Annotated in this window: 8 protein-coding genes; 5 read left to right on the forward strand and 3 right to left on the reverse strand. The window is 39.2% G+C overall.

The genetic code is table 11. The annotated features are described in order from the left end of the window. Positions 1-251: 251 nt before the first annotated feature. Positions 252-1,265, reverse strand: a complete 1,014-nt coding sequence (locus AC33VI_RS00055; protein WP_491780227.1) for a type I glyceraldehyde-3-phosphate dehydrogenase — start codon at positions 1,263-1,265, stop codon at positions 252-254. Positions 1,266-1,670: 405 nt separating this feature from the next. Between AC33VI_RS00055 and murC the strand changes: the two genes are divergently transcribed. The 5 genes from murC to AC33VI_RS00080 all read left to right on the forward strand — a co-directional run bounded on the left by murC (position 1,671) and on the right by AC33VI_RS00080 (position 9,151). Further along, positions 1,671-3,176 carry a UDP-N-acetylmuramate--L-alanine ligase gene (gene murC, locus AC33VI_RS00060; protein ID WP_491780228.1) on the forward strand — a complete coding sequence of 502 codons (1,506 nt, stop codon included), beginning with the start codon at positions 1,671-1,673 and terminating at the stop codon, positions 3,174-3,176. Between the two features lie 4 nt (positions 3,177-3,180). Further along, positions 3,181-4,059: a UDP-N-acetylmuramate dehydrogenase gene (gene murB / locus AC33VI_RS00065; RefSeq protein ID WP_491780229.1), complete on the forward strand. Its 879-nt coding sequence runs from the start codon at positions 3,181-3,183 to the stop codon at positions 4,057-4,059. 77 nt (positions 4,060-4,136) lie between these two features. After that, a complete protein-coding gene (locus AC33VI_RS00070) occupies positions 4,137-4,475 on the forward strand; it encodes a YbaB/EbfC family nucleoid-associated protein (protein ID WP_491780230.1) in 339 nt (112 codons plus the stop codon). 159 nt (positions 4,476-4,634) lie between these two features. After that, positions 4,635-5,507 (forward strand): S-methyl-5'-thioadenosine phosphorylase, encoded by an 873-nt coding sequence (locus tag AC33VI_RS00075; protein ID WP_491780231.1) that lies wholly within the window; start codon positions 4,635-4,637, stop codon positions 5,505-5,507. Between the two features lie 221 nt (positions 5,508-5,728). After that, on the forward strand, positions 5,729-9,151 hold the full coding sequence (locus AC33VI_RS00080) for a non-ribosomal peptide synthetase (RefSeq protein WP_491780232.1): 3,423 nt from the start codon (positions 5,729-5,731) through the stop codon (positions 9,149-9,151). Here AC33VI_RS00080 and AC33VI_RS00085 read toward each other — a convergent pair. Both AC33VI_RS00085 and AC33VI_RS00090 read right to left on the reverse strand, forming a co-directional pair. After that, on the reverse strand, positions 9,129-10,814 hold the full coding sequence (locus AC33VI_RS00085) for a hypothetical protein (RefSeq protein WP_491780233.1): 1,686 nt from the start codon (positions 10,812-10,814) through the stop codon (positions 9,129-9,131). The two genes, AC33VI_RS00080 and AC33VI_RS00085, sit on opposite strands and share 23 nt — an antisense overlap. 108 nt (positions 10,815-10,922) lie before the next feature. Further along, entirely contained in the window at positions 10,923-11,675 is a 753-nt protein-coding gene (locus AC33VI_RS00090) for a DUF1995 family protein (protein ID WP_491780234.1), read from the reverse strand. Positions 11,676-12,203: the final 528 nt, after the last annotated feature.

The raw sequence follows: 12,203 nt of genomic DNA on the forward strand, positions 1-12,203 counted from the left end.
AAAGAGAACTTTTGATGACTAGGAGATGAGGAGATATTATCCCGCTTGACGGGACTGGGGGACAAGGAGACTAGGAGACGGGGGGACTAGGTGCTACTACCTACTACCTGCTACCTATCCTTCACTAGTCAATTAATTTGGCACGACTACTTATCCTTTATCCTTCAAAAAAAAACACCCCCCTAAATACTATTTAGGAGGTATTATGTAAGCTAAATTACTTGTTAAAGTTAGTTATATAAATTTAAAAATTACATTCCAGCAGCAACAATTTGGGCTAGGTCAACTACACGCTGAGAATAACCCCATTCGTTGTCGTACCAAGCAACAACTTTAATCATGTCGCCATCGAGAACAATTGTTAGCTGTCCGTCAATAGTAGAAGAAACATCAGTACCTTTAAAGTCAGAAGATACTAGAGGTAGATCTGTGTAACCCAAAATACCTTTCATTTGACCTTCAGAAGCTTTTCTTAATACTTCATTCACTTCTTCAGCAATGGTTTTCTTCTCAACTTGAGCCACTAAATCAACTACAGAAACGTTAGGAGTAGGTACGCGCATTGCAATACCATCTAGTTTACCTTTAACTTCGGGATAAACCAAAGCTACGGCTACTGCTGCACCAGTGGAAGTAGGTACGATGTTAGCTGCTGCTGCTCTAGCTCTTCTTAAGTCGCGGTGACTAGCATCTAGAATGCGTTGGTCGCCAGTGTAACTGTGAGTGGTGGTCATCGTACCTTTGATGATGCCAAAATTCTCGTTGATGACTTTAACAATGGGAGCTAGACAGTTAGTAGTACAACTAGCATTACTCAGGATATCAAATTCTCCTGGTTTATATTGCTTGTCGTTAACCCCTACCACATAAGTACCGATGTCGGGTCCTTTACCAGGAGCCGTGATTACTACTTTTTTTGCACCAGCTTGAAGGTGTTTGCCCGCACCAGCAGCATCGCGAAATACACCAGTAGATTCAATAACAATATCAATATCCCATTCTTTCCAAGGCAAGTTCAAGGGATTACGATCTGATACACACTTAACTGTTTTGCCATTAACGATTAGAGAATTGGTATCATAACCAATATCCGCATCTAAAAGACCTAACATGGTGTCATATTTTAATAGATGAGAGTTGGTTTTAGGATCGGAAGTATCGTTGATGCCTACCAGTTCTAGGTTGGTATCTTCTCCTCTACTTAATAAGCACCGTACAAAGTTACGTCCAATACGTCCAAAACCATTAATTGCTACTCTAACCACTTATTCTTGCCCTCAATTTTATTAGGTTAATAGTTAAAACATTCTTAATAAGACTCATCATATCGTAAAGTAACCATATTTCAAGACCCTATTTGGGATCGATCCCAAGAGCATCTTGTAGCAAAAAACTTGGTAAATTAGTTCTGCTAATTGCAAATAGATTGCGAAGGCTGCAAAATCTTATCTTTATTGCGATCGAACTGTAGAATTCAAGCTTAATTCTCTCAAATATATGTTTGAGAAAGATAAATTTGATTGTTAACTGGTTCTCCTTAATACCTAACTCAAAAAAAATCTTGTTATCATATGCCGTATTGTTTGGAACGATGACAAATTATGGAAGTGCTTTCCTTTGATTAAGGGAGTATTTTACGATCGTCGGTCGTTAGACAAAATAATTGTTTTATGGCAGGAGATAGCAGAGTGACAAAAGTAGATTTGAACGGGAAACCATTTCACTTTATCGGTATTGGCGGAATTGGAATGTCGGCTCTTGCTTATATTGTTGCTCGACATCGAGTTCCAGTGTCGGGGTCTGATTTGCGCTCCAGTCATATTACAGAACGTCTTGAGAAATTGGGAGTTAAAATTTTTCACGGTCAAGAAGCGAGTAATTTAGATTATTTTACCCAAGCTTCTAACTCTAACCCCAAACCCTTAGTTGTTACCGCAGGAGTTAGGTCGAAATCAATTGGCGCGATCGCGCCTAATAATAAACTGACAGATAATTTACCCCAAATAGTCTGTTCTACAGCGATCGCAACCACCAATCCAGAATATCAAGCAGCCAAGCAATTGGGCTGTCCGATTTTCCATCGTAGCGATCTTTTAGCAGCTTTGATTGACGAGTATGAGAGTATTGCGGTTTCTGGCACTCATGGCAAAACTACTACTAGTAGTGCGATCGCTTATATGCTTTTAGAGTGCGACTGCGATCCGACGATTATTGTTGGTGGAGAGGTGAATGCTTGGGATGGCAACGCTCGTAGTGGAAAAGGTAAATATTTAGTGGCAGAAGCAGACGAATCCGATGGCTCTTTAGTCAAGCATCATCCCAGTATTGGAGTGATTACTAATATTGAATTAGATCATCCCGATCGCTATCAAGATATTCAGGAAGTTATTAATATTTTTCAGACTTTTGCCGCTCAATGCAAAATTTTGATTGGCTGTATTGACGATCCGATAGTTAAAGCAGAATTACCTCTGACTATTAGTTACAGTCTTAATCCAGATTCAGGTGCGGATTATACTGCTAAGAATGCTACCTATGATGCGGTTGGCAGCCAGGCGGAAATTTGGGAGCGAGGAGTTTGTCTGGGAGAATTGCAATTACCTTTACTGGGCAAGCACAATCTGAGCAATGCTTTAGGTGCGATCGCCGTTGGGCGACACATCGGATTAGATTTTGCTGCGATCGCTAATTCTTTGGGTGCTTTTGGGGGAACGAAAAGAAGGTTTGAGAAAAAAGGAGAAGTTAACAATATTATTTTTATCGATGATTATGCTCACCATCCCAGCGAGATTGAGGTAACTCTAGCAGCAGCCAAACTAAGAGTTGCAGGGAACAATCCCCTACAAAGAGTCGTCGCCATATTCCAACCCCATCGCTACAGTCGCACTAAAACCTTTATGACAGAATTTTCTCAAGCTTTTAAAGATGCCGATCTGGTTGTGGTGACTGATATATATAGTGCGGGAGAGAAAAATACTCATAACATCGACGGACAAGACTTAGCCGATGCGATCGCCTGCCATCACTCTAATGTCCTCTATCATCCCGATCTAGATTCTATCTCCGATTTTCTCGCCCAAGAAATATTGCAACCTGGAGACTTGGCAATGTTTTTAGGAGCGGGTAACCTAAATCAATCTATCTCCAAAACAATTTCAATTATCAGTAACCAGTAATTAAATGGACAATTTAATTCAACCAAGCATATCTTTAGCCAATCAAACTTCTTATAAAGTGGGAGGAGACGCACAATGGTATGCTGCACCCAGAAACTGGGAGGAACTAGAAGCTAGTTTTGCTTGGTATCAAAAACAAGATATACCCCTTACTCTACTGGGTGCTGGTTCAAATTTACTGATAAGCGATCGCGGTATTCCTGGTTTAGTTCTTTCTACCCGCTATTTCAGGAGTTATGAATTCGATGGTTCAACTGGTTTATTGACTGCCGATGCGGGGGAAGCGATCGCCAAATTAGCTTGGAAAGCAGCTAAAAGAGGTTTCAAAGGGCTAGAATGGGCTGTAGGAATTCCTGGTACTGTGGGTGGTGGCGTAGTTATGAATGCGGGAGCGCACGCTGCTTGTATGGCAGATATTTTAGTCAAGGCGACGGTATTGTCTCCCGATGGCACAATTCGAGAAGTCACCCCAAAAGATTTAGCCTATAGCTATCGTAGTTCCAATCTTCAGGGAGGTAAGGATCTGGTAGTTAAAGCAGTCATGCAACTCGAACCAGGCTACAGTAGAACAGAAATAATGGAGCTTTCCAATCAGAATTGGACGCAACGCAAAACCACTCAACCCTATCATCTTCCCAGTTGTGGTAGTGTTTTCCGTAATCCAAAACCCCATGCAGCAGGTAGACTAATCGAAGAATTAGGATTAAAAGGTTATAAAATTGGTGATGCTCAAATAGCGCATCGTCATGCCAACTTTATTCTTAACTGCGGCAGGGCTACCGCTAAAGATATATTTGAATTAATTCGTTATGCTCAAGAACAAGTAGAGTATCATTGTTCGATATCTTTAGAGCCAGAAGTTAAGCTAATCGGAGAATTCTAGGTTAGTTACTTTTTTTACAGTTAAGGTAGATAGAATTCACAATCACTATTGAACAAAATAAGAACTAAGTTATAGATATGGCAGGAAAAGGATTTGGTCCCCTCGGAAAAATGAAAGAACTTGCTGATGCTTTCAAAAAAGCTCAGGAGGTACAAGCAGGAGCGCAAGCACTCCAAACCGAATTAGAGCAAATGGAGATTGAGGGAAAAAGTGAAGACGGACTAGTTACAGTAGTTATGAGTGGTAATCAAGAGCCACTGCGCGTAGAAATTTCTCCCGATGCAATGTCTCAAGGTGCAGACGCTCTTGCTGCATCTGTAACCGCAGCGATGAAATCTGCTTATATCCAGTCTACTGAGTTAATGCGCGGACGTATGGAAGAACTTACCAGTGGTTTAAATCTTCCTGGAATGTAAATTTGAGTTAACCAAAATCTGTTAGTAGTTTTCAATGGGGGTGTTATTAGCCCTCATTTTTTATGCTGTCTATTGCTTAATTATCAAATTAATGTTATATGACTACTAACTATCGTTACAATAATTCGAGCATAACTAAAATCAGCGAACAAGATAGATATGGTAGAAGCGAAAATTGGTATTATCGGCGGTAGTGGTTTGTATAAAATGGAAGCTCTAACTGAGGTTCAAGAATTAAAGCTCTCTACTCCTTTTGGCGATCCTTCCGATGCTTTAATCGTCGGACAATTATCAGGAGCGACAGTTGCTTTTCTAGCCCGTCACGGACGCAATCACCATCTTTTACCGACCGAATTACCTTTTAGAGCTAACATCCATGCTATGAAGCAACTAGGAGTGGAATATATTATCTCTGCTTCTGCAGTTGGCTCTCTAAAAGAAGATATCAAACCTTTAGATATGGTAGTGCCAGATCAATTTATCGATCGCACTAAAAACCGTATTGCTACTTTCTTTGGGAATGGTGCAGTAGCTCATATTGCTTTTGGCGATCCGATTTGTGGCAATTTAGCTCGAATTGTCGGAGATGCCATTGAGTCTTTAGATTTGCCCGAAGTCAATTTACATCGCGGTGGTACTTATGTTTGCATGGAAGGACCAGCATTTTCTACTAAGGCAGAATCTAACCTCTATCGCAGTTGGGGTGCAGAGATTATTGGCATGACCAACTTAACCGAAGCCAAACTAGCTAGAGAAGCCGAGATTGCTTATAGTACTTTAGCTTTGGTTACCGATTATGACTGTTGGCATCCAGACCACGACAGCGTTACTGTAGAAATGATTATTGGCAATCTACAAAAAAATGCTGTCAACGCACAAAAAGCGATCGCCGAAATTGTTCGGCGAATCCACGCCAATCCGCCAAATTCGATCGCCCATTCCGCTTTAAAATATGCCATTCTAACTCCTCCAAATAATATTCCCCCTGCAACCAAAGAGAAGTTAGCTATATTTACCAAAAAGTACTTTTAAGATTTTTGAGTATCGAGCGATTTAAGGCGATCGCATTTTTAGCGATTAATCTAGATTAGAGAGGGCGATCAAGTAAATATATTCAATTTGACTTAAAATTCACCTATTTATCTTAGTATCTCAAATTAGATAGCTCGAATCTGAGTTATAACAGCTATTAGTTTTCAGTGAAATTGCTGTAGAACAAGCCGAAGAAGAATATCGCTCTCCAAAAAAAGTTTATGTATTTATTTACAAAAAAAAACCATCAAGAAAGTCGTGCTTCTATTTCCCCCACAAACAGCAGTTATATCGATCGTCACTGGCAAAAAATATTATCTGATATTCCACCCATACTAGATTTCCCCACCGATAAAGTCAGATCGCAACTAAAGTCAGAAACATCTCAAAAATATCAAACTTTAGAATTTAACCTAGATAAGTGGGATCGAAATTTAACACCAGCATTAATTAAACTTGCCCGCGATGGAGAAGTATCTTTAGCAGTGCTGTTACTTGCTGCTTTTGGCACATTGCTATATCGTTACAGCCAACAGGAAGATATCTTGATTGGCTATTGGGATAGAAATAACCAACAACAATTAGATTTATTACCCATTAAGCTTGAAATAGAACCACAGCAGCAATTCGATCGCTTATTATCTTCAATTAAAAACCAAAAATCAATTGCTGGGGAATATTTTGAGGCGATCGCTACAGATAGGGTGAAAGAAGATAGAGAATCTTTAGCCAATATTAGCTATCAAATGCTATTTGAATATAGCAAAGATATATCTAATATTACTGCTAAGAGTAAGATTAAAGAACAAAATACCAAAGAATTATGTTTGAGTGTTTTTCATGATTCCGATCGTTTACATTTGCAATTAGAATACAATTCCTATTTATTTAAGGCGGATACAATTGAGAGAATTAGTGATAATTACCTGACTTTATTACATTCAATTGTTGCCAACCCTCAAAGCACAATTGATTCTTTCAAATTAATTTCCGACGCAGAAAGGGAACAAGTACTCTACTCAAATAATCAAACAGAAGCTCGGTTCATACCCCAGTGCGTACATCAGTTATTTGAAGCAAAAGTAGAGCGCAATCCTGAAGCGGTAGCGATTATTTGTCAGGAACAAAAATTAAGCTATCAAGAATTAAACCAACAAGCCAATCAATTAGCTCGCCATCTACAAACTTTAGGAGTCAATCAAGGTACTTTTGTCGGTTTGTGTATTGAGCGATCGCTTGAAATGGTAGTAGCGGTTATGGCAATCCTCAAAGCTGGAGGGATTTATGTTCCTTTAGATATTTCTAATCCTAGTAGTAGAATAAACTTTATTATTGAAGACGCAAATATCGAAATATTGCTAACCCAGTCTAGCTTGCTAGATAAATTACCGACTCAAATAGATCGCACTATTTGTATCGATCGCGACAGGGAATTAATTACCCAACAATCTTCACACAATCTAAACTTAGCCATTGCGATCGAAGACTTGGCTCATATTGTCTATACTTCAGGCTCTACGGGCAAACCCAAAGGAGTTATGTTAGCCCATAGCAATCTTTCCCACTACGCTCAATCTCTCCAAATCGCTTTTAATATTACTCCCGATGATGTTTATCTCCATCGCGGTTCGATCGCTCTGATTGTTTCTGCCAGACAATTGCTCATGCCTTTGGCACAGGGAGCTACGGCAGTCGTACTGACCACAGAGGAAGTAAAAGATCCCCTCAAGTCTTTCGAGATTATCAAACGTCATGGAGTAACTATCGTCGATCGCGTTCCTTCTTTTTGGCGTAATTTTAGGGGAATTCTCAATAGCCAAAGTCCAGAAGTTAGAGCTAGCTTGCTAGACAATCAAGTCCGTTTAGTAGCTGCGGGAGGAGAACAAGTCACCCCAGAAATTTATCAATGTTGGCGAGAAACTTTTGACTCGGATGTCAAGTTAGCAAATATTTACGGTCAAACCGAAGGTACGGGGGTTGTAACGGTGTTTCCCATTCCCGAACATACCGATCTGGGTTTAAAATCCCTACCCGTAGGCAGCCCTATATCTAACATGAGAGTTTATTTGTTAGATAAAGATCTTCAACCAGTACCCATTGGTGTCGCAGCAGAAATTCATATTAGCGGTGCGGGAGTGGCTCAAGGCTATCTCAATCGACCCGAATTAACTGCCGAAAAGTTTATTCCCAATCCTTATGTTTCTGGAGAACGGCTTTATAAAACAGGAGATTTAGGACGGTTGTTAGGTGATGGTTCGATTCAATTTTTAGGTAGAGTCGATCGCCAAGTCAATATCAATGGTTTGCGGGTTGAATTGGGGGAAATTGAAGCAGTATTGTCTCAAAACGATCTAGTTATAGAAGCGGCGGTAACAGTAAGTCAAAACAATTTAGGAGAAACTTTAGTTGCTCATATTGTGGCTAGTTCTGACGAACAACTAAATGCTGAAATTTTGCGTCAATATCTCCAAGAAAAATTACCAGCCTATATGATTCCCAGTCGATTTGTTTTTGTCGATCGCTTTCCTCAAACCACTAGTGGCAAAATTGACTATCGCGCTCTATCGGCATTAAACATTGCTACTGAAGTAGAAGTAACCAAACCTCGCGATCGTGTCGAAGCAGAGATCGCCGAGATAATCGAAGCAATTTTAGGCATCGAACAAATCGATATTGAAGATAACTTTATCGAACTGGGGGGCAATTCTTTACTCGCAGCGCGATTGGTAACAGAAATAGAAAATCGTTATGGAAACACCTTAGCCATATCCGCCGTTTTTCAAGCAGCTACCGTTAAAAGCTTGGCTGAGTTAATCAGAAAAGACTCGAAATCTAATCAACCGAAAAGCTATATTCCTTTTAAAGAAGGAACTTCCAACATAACTTTGTTTGGCATTCACAACTTAGGTTATGGTTTGGAATTTTATCGACCTCTGGCTAAATATTTAGACCCCGCGATCGCTCTTAGTGGATTATCTACTTCTTTCAGCAACGAACCAGATTTACCTCATTTTCGAGATATTACTAGCCTGGCAGATTACTACACGGGCAATTTACAGCAAATTCAACCCCAAGGACCTTACTATTTAATGGGAGTTTCTTTTGGCGGTATAGTAGCTTATGAAATCGCTCAAAGACTAGTTTCTCAGGGGGAAAAAGTTAATTTTCTCGGATTGTTGGATACCCATTGCCCCGACAATTCGGCAACCCTGCAATCTTTTCCTTTAAAAAAACGTCTGCATCTACATCTTAATAAAATTCGTACTCATGGCTTAACCCACATTAGAAATCGACTTAGATGGCGCGCTCAAGCAACTATGGATCGGAGTCGCTATTTTCTCTATCAAGTTGACTGGGTACGAGATAATCTGATCGATCGCACTAGCCGTAATTACGCTCAGGTAGAATATTTGAAACAGTTAAAAGAACACAATCTAGTCAATCAAAACTATCAAATCCAATCATATCCCGATAAAATCTATCTGTTTCGCGCTACTGAAGACTACGATCCCAAACTAGAATGGCAACAACTAGCTCAATCTGGTTTATCGATCTGCGATATTCCAGGAGAACACCTAGACATTCTACAAGAACCAAACGTGCAAATTCTGGCGGAAAACCTCAACTCGATTTTGTTGGAATAGTGGTTAGTTTTGACTTCTGCCTTCTGCCTTCGATTGACTTCGTAATACATCCAGCATCCAATAGATTCAATTTTTGGGTTGTAAACACACTACAGCGATCGCTGGTAATTTCTAAGAGCGATCGCTCGTTTTGTTCTAAGTTGGTAATTGCTTCTTTAGTTTCTGGTTGAAATTGATTTAACCAAGAGTTATTGGCTAAATACTGACTGGTAAAACTATCGCGATCGACCAGCCAAAAATCTATCTCATAGCGATCGATAAAATTACTAACTTCTTGGGGATTGGAACTATAACTGGCTCGAATTAGATCTTTTGTTCTTTGACGTATTTGTTGATAATAATTCCAATGATAGGGAATGCCATATTCTTCTGCGACTAAAACCGATCGCTTTGCCAAACTAGGAATGAAATCCGCTTCTTGGCTCAAACTAGCAATTAAAATATCTTTGGGTTGCTGTTGTAAAAATTCATAAAGTTCGGTGGCTTCTCCCGTCACATAACCCAAACGGTAGGGATAAGACTGCACTGCATAGGTGGGATAGAGAATTGCAGCGAGTATTGCAGCAATAATTAGCGGACGTAATTTTTGGGCAGATTGGCTGATTTTGGCGATCGCAATAGTTAAAACAATGCCATTAACTAAGGCAATAACGATTCGACTAGTATGTTGGCTATAGCGACTGGGGAGGTGGAGTTGAAACAGTAGCAAGTGAGCTAAAACATATAGTATTAGAGAAGCTAGTAAGATTTGTCCGATTATTTTTATTTGAGGCTGGACGTATTTTGCCAAAGGAAATTTTTGGCGATATTTCAGCAAGAGGGGCAATAATAAACCAAAAGAAGATAGCAAAACATATTGCCATTCTCTGGGAAAATAACCGCTTCTTTCTCCTACCAACCAAAAAGACCAAAAATTATCGAAGAAAAATCTACTTCTGCCTCCAGGATAAAATTCGGGGAGTTGCTTGGCTAACTCTAAACTAATGACTGTATGAGAGTCTGTATTTTGAAACTTATAAATGGCTATAACTATTGCAGCCACAACTATACCGACAAGATAAAACTTTTTTGGCGACGGGCGATCGACTAAATTAAGACAGAGAATTCCTGTAGAGATTAACAATACCTGGGGATAAAATAACCCCTGCAAAGCAATAAATAGAGAACAAAATAATAGATTCTGGCGTAATAAATAATAAATAAAGCCCAAAAACAAGACATAAAAAAAAGCTCTGGGCGTACCAGAAACCAGATCGTCCAACATCCACAGATTTTGATTGAGTAGCAAACTAGCGCAAAAACCAGCAAAAGGAAGAGGAAAGATTTCTAGAGTTACCAGAAACAGATAAATACTCGTAGCAACTCCCAAAATCAAAGGCAGAATCTTATTAAATAAAAAAGGTTCGATGCCACAAATATTAGCCAGCCAATAAACAAACTTATAACCAGCAGGAACAACGGAACTAAAATAATCGGCAATTAAATCGTTAGGAAATAAATCGCGATCGCTCAACCTTTGCAACCAAAAAACGTGCTGTCTGGCATCATCTTGTACTGTATAAGCCGAATCAAAAGCCAAACCAAACCCAGAGAGAGCAAACAAAACTGCAACAAAAATACTAGCAGCCAACCACAAGTACTTGCGGGAAATTAAATTTGTCATTTGGGCTGGTTAAAGGGAAATGGGGAAAGGGAAAAGGAATATTTCCTAGCATTAATTTTCAACGAACAAATAGATTATCTAAAAACTAATTACTAATTACTAATAACTTTATTGACTTAAAGCTTTAAGAAACTTCTGCAAGCTACCCAAAATATTTTGTTTTCTCTTGGGTTGAGCATTATCTTGATTCTTTCCTGGAGGATTGATTAACTCCATCATTAGACGGTCTAAATCTTCTCCCATTGGCTTAGTAGCCAATTCCGTCGCCAATTCGTAGTTTTCTTCCTTTGCCTCATTTTCTAGCCAAATTTGCCACCCTGAGGGATGGCAGCGCAACACAGCACCACCATCAATGGGGCGGAGATGATAGCTAGAATAAATATTTTTAATAAAACGCTCTCTTAATTGTCTGGCAGCTAAACCAATACCTACTACCGCTACATCTTCTAATTGAGGTATCAGAAAAATTATGGGACGATCTTCCGCTATCTTACTTAGTTTCTCCGCCCGATCCACTTCCACCGAAGAAGGACAAGCCAGAATAAACATTTCATCCTCAGGAGAAACTTGAGATTCAATGGGAGTAAAACGACTTCCCATATCAGTTACGGCAAATGGTTTTTCTCCCCAATTACGCTTGGCTAAAGCTGCTGCACCAGTATCGGGAAACATTACTTTAACTTTCGTGCCATCTTCAGCAAATAAATGAGCAAACTGTAGAGCGAGTGCTTCTGATTGCAAAGCGATTTCGGGAATAACTAATTCTACTTGAACTAGCTTATAACCATCAGCGATCGCATTTTTAGTAGCTTCTTTAGCTTGTTCGATAGCAGCTTCAAGAGTGGAAGGAAAAGTATTCATCTACGAATTACAACTAGGTATTAATCTCTATTGTAGCGACAGAGGTTCGTTTAACCAAAAAGCCTTTGGCTTCTCTCGAAAATGACAAGATTTAATATTGTCGTAATTTTCACTTGAATACCATAATCTGCCCTTGAGTCCTAAATATATATCTGCCAGACTGAAACAATAGTTTGCGATTTAATAATTGGTGCTATGATAACCTACAATTATAATTCTAAAAAACGTCCATAATATATATATCAAGTTTTTTATGATTTAAAGTCAATTAAGGTTAGTCAGATGCAATTTCTTGTGCTATCACAGTGCTTACTGCGTAAATTAATTGAAGCTAGAGATTTATCGTGTTTTGATGATTGAGACAAGACAAAAATTGATTGAATCGGGTTTATCTATCCACAGTTGAAATTGTTGATTTGTACATCGATCGCCAGACCAATAGAAATCTAGTAGACTGCATTTATTCAAGCATCAATATTTTTAGACTTAAAGTGAAAATTTATATACCACTTTTTTATTCTGAAAAAG

The sequence above is a fragment of the Waterburya sp. genome (assembly GCF_058530065.1).